The organism is Streptomyces boninensis, assembly GCF_048572725.1.
Taxonomy (GTDB): Bacteria; Actinomycetota; Actinomycetes; order Streptomycetales; family Streptomycetaceae; genus Streptomyces; species Streptomyces boninensis.
In genome coordinates this window covers 1,215,282-1,233,394 of sequence record NZ_CP183837.1, presented here as the reverse complement: position 1 = coordinate 1,233,394, position 18,113 = coordinate 1,215,282, and the positions used below count along the sequence as shown (strand labels likewise).

Here is an 18,113-nt window from a genome sequence, read left to right as displayed (position 1 = left end):
CCGGGGCCGTTCGCGCTCTTCCCGCGCCCGAGGGCTGAGCGGTGGCGGGCGTCAGCGGGGCAGCGCGGCCTCGATCGCCGCGATGACGGACGGGTCCTCCGGCTCGGTGCGCGGGCGGATGCGGGCGACGACCTGGCCGTTGCCGTCGATGAGGAACTTCTCGAAGTTCCACTGGATGTCGCCGGCCTCGCCGTCGGCGTCCGCGGTCTGCGTCAGCTCCTGGTAGAGCGGGTGCCGCTCCGGGCCGTTGACGTCGAGCTTTTCGAACATCGGGAAGGTGACGCCGTACGTCGCGGAGCAGAAGGTGGCGATCTCCTCCGACGTGCCCGGCTCCTGGCCGCCGAACTGGTTGCACGGGAAGCCGGCCACCGTGAAGCCCCGGTCCGCGTACTGCTCCTGCAGCCGCTCCAGGCCGGCGTACTGCGGGGTGAGGCCGCACTTCGAGGCGACGTTGACCGCCAGGACCGCCTTGCCCTTGAACGGGGCGAGCGAGGAGGCGTCACCGGTGAGGGTGTTGAGGGGGATGTCGTAGATGCTCATGGCACCCACCGTAGTCCCGCGCCGCGGCCGGTTCACGGGCGTGTTCTACTGCCCGTATGCGACTAGACGATCTCGACGAGCGGATCGTGCGCGTCCTCGCCGAGGACGCCCGCCGCTCGTACGCCGACATCGGCGCCGAGGTCGGCCTCTCCGCCCCCGCGGTCAAGCGGCGGGTGGACCGGCTGCGGGACAGCGGCGCGATCATCGGCTTCACCGTGCAGGTCGACCCGGCGGCGCTGGGGTGGTCCACGGAGGCGCTGGTCGAGGTGTACTGCCGCGGCAAGACCTCGCCCGAGGACATCCACGACGCCCTGGCCCGCTTCCCCGAAGTGGCTACCGCGTCGACGGTGACGGGGGAGGCCGATGCCGTGGTGCAGGTCTTCGCCTCCGACGTGCGGCATTTCGAGCGGGTGCTGGAGAAGATCGCGGGCCTGGAGTTCGTGGAGCGGACGAAGTCCGTGATGGTGCTGTCGCCATTGCTGCGCCGGTACGCGGCACCCGCGCAATAGATCTCCGTCGTACGCCCGCATTGCGCAACGAATCGCTGGTCAGCGCGCAAAAGATGCTCCTTGCTGGCCGCCGGGCCGACTACGTACCTTCGAATCTGTTGCGTCAGGCGTCCGGCAGGGGAGGTGAGCGGTGGTGCGCATCGCGCTGCACCAGGGGCCTCCCGGCGTGCCCGCCTCCACCCAGGCCGCCCTGCGCGCCCTCGACGCCGCCGCCCACCGCGCGGCCGCGGGCGGCGCCCGGCTGCTGGTCACCTCCGAGCTGTACCTGACCGGCTACGCCACCGACCCGGCCCCGCTCGCCGAGCCCGCCCAGGGCCCCGGCGCGCACGCCGTCGCCCGCATCGCCGCCGAGCACGGCCTGGCGATCGCGTACGGCTACCCCGAGGCGGGCCCCGGCGGCGCCACGTACAACGCCGTCCAGCTCATCGGCCCGCACGGCGCCGCGCTCGCGAACTACCGCAAGACCCACCTCTTCGGCGACTTCGAGAAGAAGACCTTCGCCGCCGGCGCGGACCTGGTCGTCCAGGCCGACGTCGACGGAATCCGCGTCGGCCTGCTGATCTGCTACGACGTCGAGTTCCCCGAGGCCGTACGGGCGCATGCGCTGGCCGGGACCGAGCTGCTGCTCGTGCCGACCGCGCTGATGCGCCCGTACGAGATCGTCGCCAACGCCGTCGTGCCGACGCGCGCCTGGGAGAGCCAGGTGTACGTGGCGTACGCGAATCGCTGCGGGCGCGAGGGCGACTACGACTTCGCGGGGCTGAGCTGCCTGGCCGCGCCTGACGGCACCGTGCGCGCCCGCGCGGGCCATGGTGGCGAGGATCTGATCCTGGCCGAGGTCGATCCGGAGCTGCTGGGCGCCTCTCGGGCCGAGAACACCTACCTGGCGGACCGCCGGCCCGAGCTCTACCGCTGAACGCTGAACCTGCCCGCACCACCACCCTTTTCCCGCAAGGAGACCCGCGCCGATGACGTCCACGGTGCCCACCGCCGTCCACGCCACCAGCGAAGACGAGACCGCCGCCAAGCCGATCACCATGTTCGGCCCCGACTTCCCCTTCGCGTACGACGATCAGCTCGCGCATCCGGCCGGGTTGGGGCAGATACCCGCGACCGAGCACGGGGCCGAGGTCGCCGTCATCGGGGGCGGTCTTTCCGGGATCGTGGCGGCGTACGAGCTGATGAAGATGGGCCTGAAGCCGGTGGTGTACGAGGCCGATCGGATTGGGGGGCGGCTGCGTACGGAGGGTTTTGCGGGCTGCGACCCCGAACTGACCGCGGAAATGGGCGCGATGCGCTTTCCGCCGTCGTCGACTGCGCTGCAGCACTACATCGATCTGGTGGGACTGGAGACCAAGCCGTTCCCGAATCCGCTGGCGCCGGACACCCCGTCGACGGTGGTTGATCTGAAGGGCGAGTCACACTACGCGGAGACCATTGAGGATCTGCCGCAGGTCTACCGCGATGTGGCGGCGGCCTGGAATGCCTGCCTGGAGGAGGGCGCCGACTTCTCCGACATGAACCAGGCGATCCGGGAGCGCGATGTGCCGCGTATCCGCGAGATCTGGGGCCGGCTGGTGGAGAAGCTGGACAACCAGACCTTCTACGGCTACCTCTGCGACTCCGAGGCCTTCAAGTCCTTCCGGCACCGGGAGATATTCGGGCAGGTCGGATTCGGTACGGGGGGCTGGGACACCGACTTCCCGAATTCAATTCTGGAGATCCTGCGGGTCGTCTACACGGAGGCCGACGACCACCACCGCGGCATCGTGGGCGGCAGCCAGCAGCTGCCGCTGCGACTGTGGGAGCGGGAGCCGGAGAAGATCGTGCACTGGGCGCAGGGGACGTCGCTGGCGGCGCTGCATGCGGGGGGTGCGCCGCGGCCGGCGGTGACGCGGATGCATCGGACGGCGGGGAATCGGATCACGGTCACGGATGCGGGCGGGGATATCCGTACGTACCGTGCCGCGATCTTCACGGCGCAGTCGTGGATGCTGCTGTCGAAGATCGACTGCGATGACGAACTGCTGCCGATCGACCACTGGACGGCGGTCGAGCGGACGCATTACATGGAGTCGTCGAAGCTGTTCGTTCCGGTGGACCGGCCGTTCTGGCTGGACAAGGACGAGGTGACGGGGCGTGATGTCATGTCGATGACGTTGACGGACCGGATGACCCGGGGGACTTACCTGCTGGACGACGGACCGGACAAGCCGGCGGTGATCTGCCTGTCGTACACGTGGTGCGATGACAGCCTGAAGTGGCTGCCGCTGTCTGCTTCGGAGCGGATGGAGGTGATGCTGAAGTCGCTCGGCGAGATCTATCCGAAGGTGGACATCAGGAAGCACATCATCGGGAATCCGGTGACGGTGTCGTGGGAGAACGAGCCGTATTTCATGGGTGCTTTCAAGGCGAATCTGCCTGGGCACTACCGGTATCAGCGGCGGCTGTTCACGCACTTCATGCAGGATCGGCTGCCGGCGGACAAGCGGGGGCTGTTCCTGGCGGGGGACGACATCTCGTGGACGGCGGGGTGGGCAGAGGGGGCGATCCAGACGGCGTTGAACGCTGTGTGGGGAGTGATGCACCACTTTGGCGGGGCTACGGATGAGGGGAATCCTGGGCCCGGGGATGTCTTTGACGATATCGCGCCGGTGGAGCTGCCGGAGGATTAGGCGCTGGATCAGCTCCGGTCGAGGGGGACCAGCAGGCAGCGCGAGACGAGGCCGATCGACTGGTCGAGGCGCTGGTCGAATTCCTCGGCCATCTCGGGGAGTTCGCGGAGCCGCCAGCGCACTCTGGCCGCGGACCAGGCGCCTTCGCGGGCGCGGTCGAGGCTCCAGGAGCCGGCGAGGTGGGTGAGGGGGTCGGCGACGTCGAGGGCGTCGGGGCCTGGCATGAGGTCGTCGCGGATGCGGTCCTCGAGGGACTCGAGGAGGTCGCCGACGCGGTGATAGTCGGCGGCGATGTCGCTGGGGTGGAGGTCGCGCTCCTCGCAGGTGTCCACGACGGCCAGCGGCAGATCATGGCCCACGTGGGCGTTGATCCCGGCGAGGGCGAACTGGACGGGGGCGACCCCGCGATGCTGCCTGGCGAGGATGAGCGGGCGCCAGCAGGCGCGGGTGCGGCGCCCTGCCGAAGCGTCCGCGACGGCGTCGAGGAAGCGCTCGGCGAAGCGGGCGCACAGATGTGCGGTGGCGTCGGGGTCGGCGAAGTATCCGCCGCGGGCGAGCCGGCGCTCGACCTCTTCCGTCACGGACAGATAGAGATCGTTGAACACCGCAACCCCATCGCGCTCGGGCAGCGCAGCACGCAGCGCACGCATCCGCTCCACGATGGCGCCTACGGCGGGCGGCGCGTCGGCGAGACGTTCCCGTGGCGTCATACGCCCAACCTTGGCAGGCCCCGCGGCGGCAGGTCATCACCCGCAGGAGCGAATACCCCGCCCACCCGGCCGTAGCTCCTGGGGGGAGGTGCGGGGCGTGATACGGCGCACATTGGGGATTCGCCGGCGCAGCGTCGTGGCAGACTGGATGGCGTACCAGTGACAATCGCAGCGCACTCCGGGGTCGGTGAAAGTCCGAACCGGCGGTTACAGTCCGCGACCCGTCCGCAGCCAGCGGCCGGTTGACCAGGTGAAATTCCTGGACCGACGGTTAAAGTCCGGATGGGAGGCAGTGCGCGCGGGATGCCGCCGGTGCGGTGCCGCGCCAGGCGCCTCGCTCCGTCGCAGACGAGCGGGTGCAGCCCGTCAGCAAGGCCCCGTCCCGGGTCGCCGCGTTCCGTATATCTGTCGTACGTCGACAGCCCCGGAGTCTCTGCCCGTAGCAGGCAGGAGGACCCGGTGGCCCCCGCAGCAGCCGAAGCCCCAGCGATGCGCCGCGCCATCGCACTGGCCGCCCGCGCCCTCGGCGCCACCAGCCCGAACCCTGTCGTCGGCTGCGTCATGCTCGACCCGGACGGCCGTATCGTCGGCGAGGGATACCACCAACGCGCCGGCGGCCCGCACGCCGAGGTCCACGCGCTCGCCGATGCCGGAGAGCGCGCCCGCGGTGGCACCGCCGTCGTCACCCTCGAGCCCTGCAATCACACCGGTCGCACCGGCCCCTGCGCCCAGGCCCTCATCGACGCCGGCGTCACCCGCGTCGTCTACGCCGTCGCCGACCCGAACCCGGGCGCCGCCGGCGGCGCCGCCACCCTCGCCGCGGCCGGCGTCGACGTCGAAGGCGGGCTGCTCGCCGACGAGGCCGCCGCCGGCAATCGCGCCTGGCTGACCTCCGTACGGACCGGCCGCCCCTTCGTGCGCTGGAAGTACGCCGCCGGTCTCGACGGCCGCAGCGCCGCCGCCGACGGCACCAGCCGCTGGATCACCTCCGCCGAGTCCCGCGCCGACGTGCACCGGCTGCGGGCCGAGGCAGACGCGGTCGTCGCCGGGTCCGGTACGGCCCGTACCGACGACCCGCACCTCGCCGTACGAAACCGCGAGGACACCGCCCAGCCCCTCCGCGTCGTCGTCGACACCAACGCCACCGCCGTCAAGCCCGGCGCCCGCGTCCTCGACGACGCCGCGCCCACCCTCATCGCCGTCGCCCCCGACGCCGACACCGCCCACCTCGACGGCCACGCCGAGGTCCACCGGATCCCCCGCGCCGCCACCGGCGGCCTCGCGATCCCCGAGCTCCTCGCCGCTCTCCACGAGCGCGGCGTGCGCTCCGTCCTCCTCGAGGGCGGGCCCACGCTCGCCGGCGCGTTCCTCGCCGCCGGTGTGGTGGACGAGGTCACCGGCTATCTCGCCCCTGTCCTGCTCGGGGCCGGGCCCGCCGCGCTCGGTGACGCCGGAATCAGCACGATCAGCGAGGCGTTGCGCCTCGACGTGACCAACGTCGAGCGCATCGGACCCGACTTCCGTATTACTGCCGTCCCCGCCACCGCCACCGTCCCCGCCACCAAGGAGAACTGACGTGTTCACCGGAATCGTTGAGGAGCTGGGCGAGGTCGTCGCCGTCGAAGAGCTCGGTGACGCCGCCCGCTTCCGGCTCCGCGGCCCCGTCGTCACCGAGGGCGCCAAGCACGGCGACTCGATCGCCGTCAACGGCGTCTGCCTGACCGTCGTGGACCACGAGGGCGACGAGTTCACCGCCGACGTCATGGCCGAGACCCTCAACCGGTCCAGCCTCGGCGCCCTCCGCACCGGCTCCCGGGTCAACCTGGAGCGGCCCACCGCGGTCGGCGCGCGCCTCGGCGGGCACATCGTCCAGGGGCATGTGGACGGCACCGGCGGCATCATCGAGCGCAAGACCTCCGACAACTGGGAGATCGTCAAGATCGCCCTGCCGGCTGATCTGACCCGTTACGTCGTCGAGAAGGGCTCCATCACCGTCGACGGCGTCAGCCTCACCGTCGTGGACGCCGGGCCCGACTACTTCACCATCAGCCTCATCCCGACCACCCTCGCCCTGACCACCCTCGGCGTGAAGGAGCCGGGCGACCCGGTCAACCTCGAGGTCGACGTCATCGCGAAGTACGTCGAGCGGCTGCTCACCAGCGGAGCGACCGGAGCCGTCAAGTGAACGTCATCGACTGGCTCGAAGGCGACGCCTTCACGGCCTTCGGACAGCACCTCATCTGGTCCGACATCATCGGCAACACCCTCGGCCTGATAGCCCTCGCCCTCGGCTGGCAGCGCTCGCTGTGGACCTGGCCGGTGCAGTTCGCCTCCGGCGTCATCCTCGTCGTCGCGTACGCCTCCGCGCAGCTCAGCGGCGGTGTCGGCAAGCAGCTGCTGATCATCGGCGTGGCCGTATGGGGCTGGCGGGCCTGGCAGACCGGGCGCAAGGAGAGCGCGCAGGACGGCGGTGACGCCGCGAAGATCGCCGTACGCTTCGCCACCTGGCGCGAGCGCGGGCTGCTGGCCGTCATGGCCGCGGTCGGCACCCTCGTCGTCGGCGGGCTCTTCAGCGCCATCCCCTCGCTGTCCTGGAACCCCTGGCCGGACGCGTACATATTCGTCGGCACCCTCGTCGCCATGTACGCGCAGGCCCGCGGGCTCGTCGAGTTCTGGTTCGCGTGGCTGCTGGTCGACCTCGTCGGCGTGCCGCTCGCCTTCTCCTCCGGCCTGGCCTTCTCCGGTCTGGTCTACGTCGTCTACCTCGTCCTGGTGCTGTGTGGCCTCGCCTCCTGGTGGCAGCGCACCCGCATCACCCCGGCACGGCCCACCCTGGAAGGAGCCGCGGCATGACCGCAGTGCAGACCTGGTACGCAGACCAGGCCGAGGACCTCACCCTCGACCCAGTCGAGCGCGCCATCGAGGAGATCGCCGCCGGGCGCCCGGTCGTCGTCGTGGACGACGAGGACCGGGAGAACGAGGGCGACCTCATCGCCGCGGCCGAGCTGATCACCCCGCAGACCATCGCCTTCATGATGCGCGAGTGCCGCGGCATGATCTGCGCGCCCATGACGGGCGCCGAGCTGGACCGGCTGAGCCTCGGGCAGATGGTGGAGCAGAACACCGAGTCGATGCGCACCGCCTTCACCGTCACGGTGGATGCCGCGCCCGAGCACGGCGTCACCACCGGCATCTCCGCCTCGGACCGGGCCACCACCCTGCGCCTCCTCGCCGACCCGGCGTCGGCCACCGACGACTTCGTACGGCCCGGGCACATCTTCCCGCTGCGCGCCCGCGACGGCGGCGTGCTCGTACGGGACGGGCACACCGAGGCCGCGGTGGACCTGGCCCGGCTGGCCGGGCTGCGGCCGGCGGGCGCGATCTGCGAGATCGCGGGCGATGACGGCAGCATGCTGCGGCTGCCGCAGCTGGTGCCGTTCGCCCGGCAGCACGGCCTGGCGATCATCTCCATCGCCGATCTGATCGAGTACCGGCGGCGCACGGAGGGGGCGCCCGCGCCCACCCCCGCGCCGGAGCCCGAGCCGCAGGTGCGGCGCGAGGCCGAGACCCGGCTGCCCACCCGGCACGGCGCCTTCCGCGCGTACGGCTACCGCTCCGCCGACGGCGTCGAGCACATCGCCCTCGCCACGGGGGACCTGTCCGGCGGCGAGGACGTTCTCGTACGGATGCACTCCGAGTGCCTCACCGGCGACGTCTTCGGCTCGCAGCGCTGCGACTGCGGCCCGCAGCTGGACGAGTCGCTGCGCCGCATCGCCGCGGAGGGCCGCGGGGTCGTCGTCTACTTGCGCGGGCACGAGGGCCGCGGCATCGGCCTGCTGTCGAAGCTGCGCGCGTACGAGCTGCAGGAGCGCGGCCGCGACACCCTCGACGCCAACCTGGAGCTCGGCCTCCCCGCCGACGCCCGCGACTACGCGGCAGGCGCGGAGATCCTCACCGATCTGGGCGTCGGCTCCGTGATGCTGCTGACGAACAACCCCGACAAGGTCACCGCCCTGGAGAAGCACGGCCTGACCGTCACCGCGCGGGAGCCGATGCCGGTGCGCGCGGGCGAGCACAATCTGCGGTATCTCGTCACCAAGCGGGACCGTATGGGACACGACCTGCCGTGGCTGGACGCCGAGCGCGTCGCGGTCTGCGGCAATCAGTAACGAACACAGCGAACACTCGAGGGAGAAGCGCGTGAGCGGCAAGGGTGCCCCGGAACTGACCGTTGAGAACTGCGAGGACCTGCGGGTCGCCGTCGTGGCCGCGCAGTGGCACGACAAGGTGATGGACGGCCTCGTCGAGGGCGCGCTGCGCGCCCTGCGCGAGCTCGGCATCGTCGAGCCGACGCTGCTGCGGGTGCCGGGCAGCTTCGAGCTGCCGGTGGTCGCCAAGCGGCTCGCCGACCGCGGCTATGACGCGGTCGTGGCCCTCGGCGTCGTCATCCGCGGCGGCACCCCGCACTTCGAGTACGTCTGCCAGGGCGTGACCAACGGCCTCACCCAGGTCTCCGTCGACACTGGCGTGCCGATCGGCTTCGGCGTGCTGACCTGCGACACCGAGGAGCAGGCCCTGGACCGCGCCGGGCTGCCGGGCTCGGCCGAGGACAAGGGGCACGAGGCGGTCACCGCCGCCGTCGCCACGGCCGCCTCGGTACGCTCGCTGGCGGAGCCCTGGCGCTGAGCCGGGCGCCGGCCCGCGTAAACTTGACCTCACCATGGCCAACAAGACGTTCGAGGAGCTCTTCACCGAGCTCCAGAAGAAGGCCGCCGAAGGCGACCCCGCGACCTCCCGTACCGCCCAGCTCGTGGAGCAGGGCGTGCATTCCATCGGCAAGAAGGTCGTGGAGGAGGCGGCCGAGGTGTGGATGGCCGCCGAGCACGAGGGCGCCGACCGCACGGCCGAGGAGATCTCCCAACTCCTCTACCACCTGCAGGTGATGATGGTCGCCAAGGGCCTGTCCCTGGACGACGTCTACGCCCACCTCTGAGCCCAGCGCCCAGCCCGCCCCCGTACGACACCGAAGGAAGCCGACTCATGCTGCGCATCGCCGTCCCCAACAAGGGTTCACTCTCCGGACCTGCGGCGGAGATGCTCCATGAGGCCGGCTATGCGCAGCGCAAGGAGTCCAAGGAGCTCGTCGCGGTCGATCCGGACAACGAGGTGGAGTTCTTCTACCTGCGTCCGAAGGACATCGCGATCTACGTCGCGACCGGCCGCCTCGACATCGGCATCACCGGCGAGGACCTCCTGGTCGACTCCGCCGCCGACGCCGAGGTGATCCTGCCGCTGGGCTTCGCCCGCTCCACGTTCCGCTTCGCCGCCAAGCCCGGCACGGCGTCCTCGATCGAGGACCTGAAGGGCAAGACGATCGCCACCACGTACGAGGGCATCGTCGCCAAGCACCTCGCCGAGCACGGCGTCGAGGCCACCGTCGTGCACCTGGACGGGGCCGTCGAGACCGCGATCGAGCTCGGTGTGGCCGACGTGATCGCCGATGTGGTCGAGACCGGCACCTCGCTGCGGAATGCCGGGCTCGAGGTCTTCGGCGAGCCGATCATGCGCTCCGAGGCCGCGGTGATCCGGCGCAGCGGCGCCGACGGCGAGGAGCCCAAGGTGCAGCAGTTCCTGCGCCGCCTGCAGGGCGTGCTGGTGGCGCGGAGCTACGTGATGATGGATTACGACATCCGCGCCGAGCACCTGGAGCGGGCCGTCGCGCTGACCCCGGGCCTGGAGTCGCCGACCGTGTCGCCGCTGCACCACGAGGGCTGGGTCGCCGTCCGCTCCATGGTGCCGACCAAGGAGGCGCAGCGGATCATGGACGAGCTGTACGAGCTCGGCGCCCGCGCGATCCTGACCACCCAGATCCACGCCTGCCGCCTGTGACCGCCGCCGACCTGCCGGTCAGCTTCCGGCCGCGGCGCACCCGCGCCGTGCTGATCACCCTCGGCGTGGTGATGTGCGCCGCCGTCGTCGCGAACGGGCTGGTACTCAGCGGCCTCGGCCCCGGTGAGCGGGCCAGCTTCGTCATCACAGGGCTGCTCTTCCTCGCCGGCTCGCTGCTGCTCAGCCGCCCCAAGGTGACGGCCGACGCGACCGGCGTCACGGTCACCAACCTCACGACCGTGCGCCACCTGGAATGGCCGGAAATCGTCCGGGTGAACCTCCGCCAGGGCGACCCCTGGGTCCACCTCGACCTCGCCGACGGCACCTCGATGCCCGCCATGGGCATCCAGCCGGGCATCGCCAAACAGCAGGCCATCGCCGACGCCACCCGCCTGCGCGCCCTCGTGGAACGGCACGGCTCGGCCTCCCACACCGGCTGATCCAGTCGCTACTCTGGTGGGCAGCAGCCCCCCAGCTACTAGAGGAGTGACCCCCGCAAGCCGATGGACGGATCGTCCTGTAGTACCGGCGCCGCCCCCGATCCGGGGGCGGCGAGATGACCGAAGCACTGCTTCTGCTCGCGGCCGCGTTCGCGCTGATCCTCGCGAACGGGTTCTTCGTCGCGGCCGAGTTCGGCCTCGTCACCGTCGAGCGTGCGCAGGCCGAGCGGGCCGCCGCGGGCGGTGACCGGCGCGCCGGACGCGTCGTGGCCTCGCTCCGCCAGCTGTCGTTCCAGCTCTCCGGCACCCAGCTCGGGATCACCATCACCTCGCTGGTGACCGGCATGCTCGCCGAGCCCGCCCTCGGCCGGCTGCTGCGCGGCCCGCTGACCGCCATAGGGGTGCCCGAGGGTGCCGTGCCAGGCATAGCCATCACCCTCGGCGTGCTGATCGCCTCCGCCGTGCAGATGGTGATCGGTGAGCTGGTGCCGAAGAACTGGGCGGTGTCCAGACCAATGCAGGTGGCCCGCTTCGTGGCCGGCCCGCAGGCGCTCTTCGCCAGCTTCTTCCGCCCCCTCATCGCCGGCCTCAACGCCGCCGCCAACCGCCTCGTCCGCCTCCTCGGCGTCGAGCCCGCCGACGAACTCGCCTCCGCCCGCACCCCCGCCGAGCTGGTCTCCCTCGCCCGGCACTCGGCCCTCGCGGGCGCGATCGAGGCGGACACGGCAGACCTTTTCGTACGGACGCTGTCCCTGGGCCATCTGACCGCCCAGCACGTGATGACGCCGCGGGTACGCGTCAACGCCCTGCAGTCCGAGGCCACCGCCCAGGACGTCCTCAACCTCACCCGCGCCACCGGCCTCTCCCGCTTCCCCGTCTACCGCGAGCGGATCGACGAGGTCGTCGGCATGGTCCACCTCAAGGACGCCCTCGCCGTCCCGGCCCACGACCGGCTGCGCGTCCCCGTCGGCCGGTTCGCCGTGCAGCCCGTGCTCGTACCGGAGACGCTGCCCGTGCAGCCGCTTCTGGAGCTGCTGCGCAAGTCGCAGCCGATAGCCGTCGTCGTCGACGAATACGGCGGCACGGCAGGGGTCGTCACCTTGGAGGACATCGTCGAGGAGCTCGTCGGCGAGGTCCGCGACGAGCACGACCGCGAGGCCGAGGGCATCCCCGACCTGCGCGCCGCCGCGGCCGAGCCGGACGGCTCGCCCGCCTGGGACGCGGACGGCAGCTGCCGTACGGACACGCTGCGGCGGATCGGCCTCGATGTGCCGGAGGGTCCGTACGAAACGGTCGCCGGGCTGGTGGCCGATCTGCTGGGCCGCATCCCCGTGCCCGGCGACATGGCGGGTGTGGACGGCTGGCGGCTGGTGGTGCGGCAGGTCGGGCATCACCGGGCGGAGCTGGTGCGGGTGGTCCGTACCGTACGGGCACGGGAGCGGGTCGGATGAGCGTGCTGCAACTGATCTTCGCGGGCCTGCTGGTGCTGGCCAACGGCTTCTTCGTGGGCGCCGAGTTCGCGCTGGTGTCGGTGCGGCGGAGCCAGGTCGAGCCGCTTGCCGCGGCGGGGTCCTCGCGGGCGCGGCGGGTGTTGTACGGGCTTGAGCATCTGCCGCAGATGATGGCCGCCGCGCAGTTCGGCATCACCATCTGCTCGCTGACGCTGGGTGCGGTCGCCGAGCCGACGGTGGCGCGGCTGCTGGAGCCGGTCTTCCACGCCGTGCATCTGCCGGATGCGCTGATCCATCCGCTCACGTACGTCGTGGCGCTGGTGGCGGTCGTCTGCCTGCATCTGGTGATCGGCGAGATGGTGCCGAAGAACCTGGCCATGGCGGCGCCGGAGAAGACCGCGATCTGGCTGGCGCCGGGGCTGGTCGCCTTCGCGCGGCTCGTGCGGCCCGCGACCGCGTTCCTGGCCGCGTGCGCGCGGCTGGTGCTGAAGGTCTTCAGGGTCGAGGCCAAGGACGAGGTGGAGGCCGTCTTCACCCAGGAGCAGCTGACCGACCTGGTGGCCGACTCCCGCGAGGCGGGGCTGCTCGACCCGGGCGAGCAGGAGCGCCTGGAGGACGCCCTGGAGCTGGGCAGCCGCCCGGTGACCGAGGTGCTGCTCGCTCCGGACGCGCTGGTCACCGTCGACCCGTCGGTCACTCCGCGGCAGGTGGAGGAGCTGACCGTACGCACCGGGTTCTCGCGCTTCCCGGTGCGCGGGCCTGGGGGCGCGGTCATGGGCTACCTGCACGTAAAGGACGTGCTGGAGGCCGAGGACGCGGAGCAGCCGGTCCCGCAGCACATCTGGCGCCCGATGACGGTGCTTCGGGATGGCCTGCCGCTGGACGACGCCTTGGCGGCGATGCGCGCCTCGGGCTCGCACCTTGCGGCGGTGGCCGACGGGGACGGGCGGGTGCGCGGGCTCGTGGCCCTGGAGGACGTCCTGGAGATGCTGGTGGGCGAGGTCCGCGATCCGTCGCACCGGGACGAGCCGGGCACGCTGCCCCGCCAGCCCGCGGCCGAGCGCTCGCCGCAGGCGGCGGAGGAGGTCGCGGGGGTGGGGTAAGTACCCACCCGCCCACCCGCCCTGTCTCTCGTCTCTCGGGGGCAGGCGTCCCGCATGGCGGGACGGGTGGGCCCGGACGTTTCCGCCGCCCGCCGATGCGCCTCGCACCGAAGCAGGACCAGCGCGCCGTCAGCCGAGCGGCAGCGGGCCGTCCTCCGGCCCCCGGCCCGACAGGATCTCCCCGTACGCCTGCATCAGATCCGGCAGCCGCAGCGTCGCCAGATCGTCCCGCGTCGGCGTGGCCGGATACCCGGACAGTCGCAGGTCGCGGTAAGCGCAGCTCTTCTCGTACAGGGTGCGCAGGAAGCGCCCGTTGCCCAGCTCATCGATCCAGCCCTGGTCGACCACGTGCGCGCAGATGCTGCGCAGCTCCTCCAGGGACTCCTCGTCCCATACGTCGCCGTGCCCCCCGGCGAGCGACTCGCCGATCGCGGCGAGCTCCAGCGGCCGGTAGCTGGGGAAGTCGACGCGGGACGTGAAGCGGGAGCCGAGGCCCGGGTTGGCGGCGATGAGGCGGTCCATGCCCTCCGGGTAGCCGGCGAGGATGACGACCAGGCGGTCGCGGTTGTCCTCGGCGCGCTTCAGGAGCACCTGCAGCGCCTCGTCGCCATACGCGTCGCCCTTCGAATAGCCGACGCCCGCCAGCGAGTACGCCTCGTCGATGAAGAGAACCCCGCCCAGCGCCGAGTCGATCAGCTCATTGGCCTTCACGGCCGTCTGGCCGAGGAACTCGCCCACCATGTCGGCCCGTCCGGCCTCCACCAGGTGGTCGCTGCCGAGCAGCCCGAGGGCGTAGAAGACCCGGCCGAGGATCCGGGCGACGGTCGTCTTGCCCGTACCCGAAGGGCCGGAGAAGACGAAGTGCCGCTTCGGGGGCTGTACGGGCAGGCCCTGACCGGCCCGCAGCCGGGCCATATTCAGCTGTGCCGACAGCGCCTTCACCTGGCGCTTGACCGGCTCCAGGCCCACCATCCGGTCCAGTTCGGCGAGCGCTTCGGCGAGCATCGCCGGGTCGGACGGGCCGGCCGGCGGCTCGGTGGCCGCGGCGGCGCCGGAGAGCAGCGCCCGTTCGCGTACGGCGTCGGCGTCCACGGGAGCCCCGGGCTCCGGGCCCTGGAGACCGGCGCCGTCGTCGATGGTGCCCGCGGAGTCGCCCGCGGGCTCCGGTATGTCCAGCGGGCCGGGCACGTCGAGCGGCAGCGCGTCGGCGCCGGTGCCGGCCAGGGTGACCGCCGGGAGGCCGGCCGCCGCGTCGGAGCCGTCGCCCTCGGCGATCGCGGTGAGGCGGGCGGCGGTGTCCATGAAGGCCGGGTCGACGCGGTGCACGGCGCGGTAGAGCGGCAGCGCGGCGGGGGAGCGGCCGGTGCCCTCGTACGCGCGGGCCAGCCAGTAGCGCAGCTCCTTGCGCTGCGGCTGCTCGCTGCGGCAGCGCATCAGCGCCTGCGCGAGCAGCGGCGCGGCCTGCCCGTACATCTCGAGCCGCACCCGCGCCATGCCGCCGAAGAGGCTGGCCTCGATGCCGAGCAGCGGGTCGGCGGTGAGCGGTGAGGTGTGCCGGACCAGCTGCTCCCAGTCCTTGACCAGGTAGGCGCGGCAGGCGTGCAGGAAGCGCACCTGCGGGTCGGTGTCGACGGGCGGGCAGTCGGCCAGCGCCCGGTCGAGCTCGGCGACATGGCGGCCGTCGAGCCAGTGGGAGGCGTGCGCGAGCAGCAGGTCGCGCTGGGTGTCGAGGACCGGCTGCACCCACCAGCCCAGCCAGTACCAGGAGTTGAGCGGCCGGTCGTGCCGGGCGCGCTGCTCGCCGAAGCGGTCGCGGTGGCGGTACATCCGCAGCAGCGCCGTGGTGGTGTCGGCGCGCAGGGCGTGCAGGCCCAGCCAGGCGTCCGCCATGCCGCCGTCGAGCCGCACCGCCGTGCGGAATTCCTCCTCCGCCCGCGCATAGGCGCCCACGGTGTACGCGTCGACGCCGCGCAGCCAGGCGAGATCGGCCGGGGCCTGCGAGCCGCCCTGCGGATCGCGATCCATCACCCGAGTCCTCCGGGGTACGGGCCCGAGCCACCTGCGGACAGGGGGCATCGAGCCGAACAGCCTTGTGGGATGGGGGAGTTGCCCCAAGGCTCCGACTAAGTCGCATCGTACCTGCGTCGGCGGCGCGGCCGTAGGGTGCGGTAGCCGCCGGGACAGCGGTCCCGCCGGCCCGGAAAGTGACCCAGGGTGACGAAACCGTGCCGTCGCGCTGCCGCGATACGACCTGCAGGCAGAACGGAGCCCCCGGTCACGGGGGAACAACCGGGGGCTCCGCGATGTGTGGCGGACCCGAAAGCCCGCACATTCAGAACGTAAGACCTGTACGGGCCCTCGGTCAAGCCGAGTTGAGGCCCGGGTGCGGACATATGTGCGGTGCAACGTGGGTACACAGCACGACGGGAGCGGCCGTTCACGCAGAGTGAACTTCATCGTCCGTTTTTACGCGGCAGCCGCAGGACCGGGGACGGTGCGGTATCCGGACTCCTCCTGAAAGACCAGGAGATCAGCGTACGGACGGGACGGATCGCCCGCGAAGTGCCGCCGCTCGCCCGGCATCCACGCCTCCCAGAAGGGGTGTTGCTCCGCCCCGTCGCGCTGCCTTCCGCGCTCCCAGGCGGCGTGCTGCTCATACTCCATCCACAGCAGCAGCGCCAGCCGCGGCCGCAGCGCCCGCCGCCCCGCGCCGACGCCTTCGACGAGCACGACGTCCGCGGCCGGCAGCTCGCGGATCTCGCCGAAGGCGCGGCGGTGCCAGTCGTATACGCCGTACCGCGCCGGCTCGCCGCGCTCGAAGGGCTCGAGCACCTGACGCCGCAGCCGCCCGGTCCAGCCGAAGTGCTCCTCGTGAGTGGCGAGGTCGTCCAGGTGCAGCACGGGCGCGCCGCCGAGGGCGGCCGCGAGCCGGTCCGCAAAGGTGGACTTGCCTGACCCTGCGTGCCCGTCCACCGCGACCAGGCGGACCGGGCCGCACGAGGGCGGCAGCGCGCGCACCTTCGCCGCGAGCCGCGCGAGCGGGTCCTCCTCGGTGTCCATCGCCGCCAGCCTACGGGCCGGGGCCACCGGCTGCACCCCAGGTCACGCCACTGGTCTAGACCGATATCGATGCCGATTCGCGCCCTTCTACGGCTGGTTCAACAGGCTCCCGCCGGGCAATAGTTATGGCCTGTCGTGCACCTGCTGTTTCCCCGCGCATCAGACTGGAGACTCCCATGGCCAACTCCGCCTCCCGGCGTACCGTCCTCGCCGCCGCGCTGGCGGCCGCGGCCGGTGCGGCCACCGCCGCCCCGTCGGCGCTCGCCTCCTCGCGGACCAGCGGGACCAGACCCGCCCGCAACCCCCTGGCCGACTACCGCGGCTGGTCGACCGCCCCCGCCTGGTACAGCGGCAAGGCCGACGGCACCCGGGTCGTGACCGGCTCCCGCCCGGGCATCGCCATCGCCAGGCCGGTCGGCACGCTCCAGTACAAGGACCCGCACACCAGCAAGAAGGCGGATTACGAGTACGCCACGTGGACCTCCCCGGTGCACAAGCCCGGCGTACCCGCCACGGAGGTCGTCGCCTCCTGGAATGCGCGCACCCCGGCCGGCACCTGGCTGCAGGTCGACCTGAAGGGGAGCTACAGCGACGGCACGAAGACGCCCTGGTTCATCATGGGCCGCTGGACGGCAGGCGACGGCGATACGGACATCCGCCGTACCTCGGTCGACGACCAGACGGACGACAAGGCGAGCATCTGGACCGACACCTTCGCCATTGACGACGCCTCGACAGGCCTGCGCCTGGTCGACTACCAGCTGCGGGTGACCCTCTATCGCCGCGCGGGCAGCAAGGCCTCGCCGCTGGTGTGGCGGGTCGGGGCGATGGCCTCCGACGTGCCGGACCGCTTCGAGGTCCCGGCCTCCTCGCCGAAGCTGCTGCGCGAGCTGCGGGTGCCGCGCTACTCGCAGAACATCCACGAAGGCGAGTACCCCGAGTACGACGGCGGCGGCGAGGCCTGGTGCAGCCCGACGTCCACGACGATGGCGCTGGCCTGGTTCGGGCACCTGCCGACCAAGGAGCAGACCTCCTGGGTGGACCCGTCGTACGCCGACCCCGAGGTCGACCACGCGGCCCGCTACACCTTCGACTACCAGTACGACGGCTGCGGCAACTGGCCGTTCAACACGGCGTACGCGGCCACGTACGACGGCATGAACGGCGTCGTCACCCGCCTCGGCTCGCTCACCGACATCGAGATCCTCACGTACGCCGGCCTCCCGGTGATCACCTCCCAGTCCTTCATCTCCGCCGACCTGGACGGCGCCGGCTACGGCACCGCCGGCCACCTGATGTGCATCGTCGGCTTCACCAAGGACGGCGACGTCGTCTCCAACGACCCGGCCAGCGACAGCAACGACGCCGTCCGCAACGTCTACAAGCGGAGGCAATTCGAGAACGTCTGGCTGCGCACGAAGCGCTACGACGCCGACGGCAAGGTCAAGTCCGGCACGGGCGGCGTCGCGTACGTCCTGTGGCCGGTGAAGGCCACCGCCGCCCAGCGGGTGGCGCTGGCGGCGGTCGGCATCCGCTGACGCCGTAATTGCCGACGTAATGCCGCCGCAATTGCCGACGTGATGCCCGCCACCTTGCCGTGACGGGCCTCCTCCGATCGGGCATACTCCATCCGTCCCAGTCGAATTGCCCCCATTCCCGCGACCCGGGAAGGGAAGATCGTCGGGGACCACAAGCGCAGGCGCCGCCCCCATCCAGGGCGGTGTCCGCAGACGACG

At 71.7% G+C, this 18,113-nt stretch carries 18 protein-coding genes and 1 riboswitch; of the genes, 14 read left to right on the top strand and 4 right to left on the bottom strand.

All coding sequences use genetic code 11. The features are described from left to right. Positions 1–51: 51 nt before the first annotated feature. Positions 52–540, bottom strand: coding sequence for a glutathione peroxidase (locus ACNNMR_RS05500; protein WP_419993378.1), 489 nt, complete (start codon positions 538–540; stop codon positions 52–54). A gap of 56 nt (positions 541–596) precedes the next feature. Between ACNNMR_RS05500 and ACNNMR_RS05495 the strand changes: the two genes are divergently transcribed. From ACNNMR_RS05495 to ACNNMR_RS05485, 3 genes are all read left to right on the top strand, one after another. After that, complete coding sequence (locus ACNNMR_RS05495; protein ID WP_419993377.1) at positions 597–1,049, top strand: Lrp/AsnC family transcriptional regulator; 453 nt, start codon at positions 597–599, stop codon at positions 1,047–1,049. 133 nt (positions 1,050–1,182) lie between these two features. Then, positions 1,183–1,965 carry a carbon-nitrogen hydrolase family protein gene (locus tag ACNNMR_RS05490; RefSeq protein WP_419993376.1) on the top strand — a complete coding sequence of 261 codons (783 nt, stop codon included), beginning with the start codon at positions 1,183–1,185 and terminating at the stop codon, positions 1,963–1,965. Between the two features lie 52 nt (positions 1,966–2,017). Beyond that, entirely contained in the window at positions 2,018–3,724 is a 1,707-nt protein-coding gene (locus ACNNMR_RS05485) for a flavin monoamine oxidase family protein (protein ID WP_419993375.1), read from the top strand. Between the two features lie 8 nt (positions 3,725–3,732). Here the strand turns inward: ACNNMR_RS05485 and ACNNMR_RS05480 are convergent, their stop codons facing one another. After that, complete coding sequence (locus tag ACNNMR_RS05480) at positions 3,733–4,434, bottom strand: DUF5995 family protein (RefSeq protein WP_419993374.1); 702 nt, start codon at positions 4,432–4,434, stop codon at positions 3,733–3,735. 169 nt (positions 4,435–4,603) lie between these two features. Then, positions 4,604–4,734: riboswitch (FMN riboswitch) on the top strand. 189 nt (positions 4,735–4,923) lie between these two features. Between ACNNMR_RS05480 and ribD the strand changes: the two genes are divergently transcribed. The 10 genes from ribD to ACNNMR_RS05430 all read left to right on the top strand — a co-directional run bounded on the left by ribD (position 4,924) and on the right by ACNNMR_RS05430 (position 13,317). Continuing rightward, positions 4,924–6,009, top strand: a complete 1,086-nt coding sequence (gene ribD, locus ACNNMR_RS05475; protein ID WP_420000269.1) for a bifunctional diaminohydroxyphosphoribosylaminopyrimidine deaminase/5-amino-6-(5-phosphoribosylamino)uracil reductase RibD — start codon at positions 4,924–4,926, stop codon at positions 6,007–6,009. Between the two features lies 1 nt (position 6,010). Beyond that, positions 6,011–6,619: a riboflavin synthase gene (locus tag ACNNMR_RS05470; RefSeq protein ID WP_419993373.1), complete on the top strand. Its 609-nt coding sequence runs from the start codon at positions 6,011–6,013 to the stop codon at positions 6,617–6,619. Then, on the top strand, positions 6,616–7,287 hold the full coding sequence (locus ACNNMR_RS05465; protein WP_419993372.1) for a nicotinamide mononucleotide transporter family protein: 672 nt from the start codon (positions 6,616–6,618) through the stop codon (positions 7,285–7,287). The genes ACNNMR_RS05470 and ACNNMR_RS05465 overlap by 4 nt, the downstream gene beginning before the upstream one ends. Then, complete coding sequence (locus tag ACNNMR_RS05460; protein ID WP_419993371.1) at positions 7,284–8,603, top strand: bifunctional 3,4-dihydroxy-2-butanone-4-phosphate synthase/GTP cyclohydrolase II; 1,320 nt, start codon at positions 7,284–7,286, stop codon at positions 8,601–8,603. Before ACNNMR_RS05465 ends, ACNNMR_RS05460 begins: the two co-directional genes overlap by 4 nt. A 31-nt stretch (positions 8,604–8,634) precedes the next feature. Further along, positions 8,635–9,120: a 6,7-dimethyl-8-ribityllumazine synthase gene (gene ribH / locus ACNNMR_RS05455; protein WP_419993370.1), complete on the top strand. Its 486-nt coding sequence runs from the start codon at positions 8,635–8,637 to the stop codon at positions 9,118–9,120. Positions 9,121–9,154: 34 nt separating this feature from the next. Next, a complete protein-coding gene (locus tag ACNNMR_RS05450) occupies positions 9,155–9,427 on the top strand; it encodes a phosphoribosyl-ATP diphosphatase (protein WP_165237582.1) in 273 nt (90 codons plus the stop codon). Between the two features lie 47 nt (positions 9,428–9,474). After that, a complete protein-coding gene (gene hisG, locus ACNNMR_RS05445; protein ID WP_419993369.1) occupies positions 9,475–10,323 on the top strand; it encodes an ATP phosphoribosyltransferase in 849 nt (282 codons plus the stop codon). Continuing rightward, the gene (locus ACNNMR_RS05440) at positions 10,320–10,763 is read left to right on the top strand and encodes a PH domain-containing protein (RefSeq protein WP_419993368.1); all 444 of its coding nucleotides are present in this window, start codon (positions 10,320–10,322) and stop codon (positions 10,761–10,763) included. Before hisG ends, ACNNMR_RS05440 begins: the two co-directional genes overlap by 4 nt. Before the next feature lie 116 nt (positions 10,764–10,879). Then, complete coding sequence (locus tag ACNNMR_RS05435) at positions 10,880–12,214, top strand: hemolysin family protein (protein ID WP_419993367.1); 1,335 nt, start codon at positions 10,880–10,882, stop codon at positions 12,212–12,214. Next, a complete protein-coding gene (locus ACNNMR_RS05430; RefSeq protein ID WP_419993366.1) occupies positions 12,211–13,317 on the top strand; it encodes a hemolysin family protein in 1,107 nt (368 codons plus the stop codon). The genes ACNNMR_RS05435 and ACNNMR_RS05430 overlap by 4 nt, the downstream gene beginning before the upstream one ends. A gap of 129 nt (positions 13,318–13,446) precedes the next feature. On the opposite strand, the gene ACNNMR_RS05425 is transcribed toward ACNNMR_RS05430, so the two are convergent. Further along, complete coding sequence (locus tag ACNNMR_RS05425; protein WP_419993365.1) at positions 13,447–15,342, bottom strand: AAA family ATPase; 1,896 nt, start codon at positions 15,340–15,342, stop codon at positions 13,447–13,449. A 441-nt stretch (positions 15,343–15,783) separates the two neighbouring features. After that, complete coding sequence (locus ACNNMR_RS05420) at positions 15,784–16,377, bottom strand: uridine kinase family protein (protein WP_419993364.1); 594 nt, start codon at positions 16,375–16,377, stop codon at positions 15,784–15,786. Between the two features lie 176 nt (positions 16,378–16,553). Between ACNNMR_RS05420 and ACNNMR_RS05415 the strand changes: the two genes are divergently transcribed. Then, positions 16,554–17,915 (top strand): peptidase C39 family protein, encoded by a 1,362-nt coding sequence (locus tag ACNNMR_RS05415; protein WP_419993363.1) that lies wholly within the window; start codon positions 16,554–16,556, stop codon positions 17,913–17,915. Positions 17,916–18,113 lie beyond the last annotated feature (198 nt).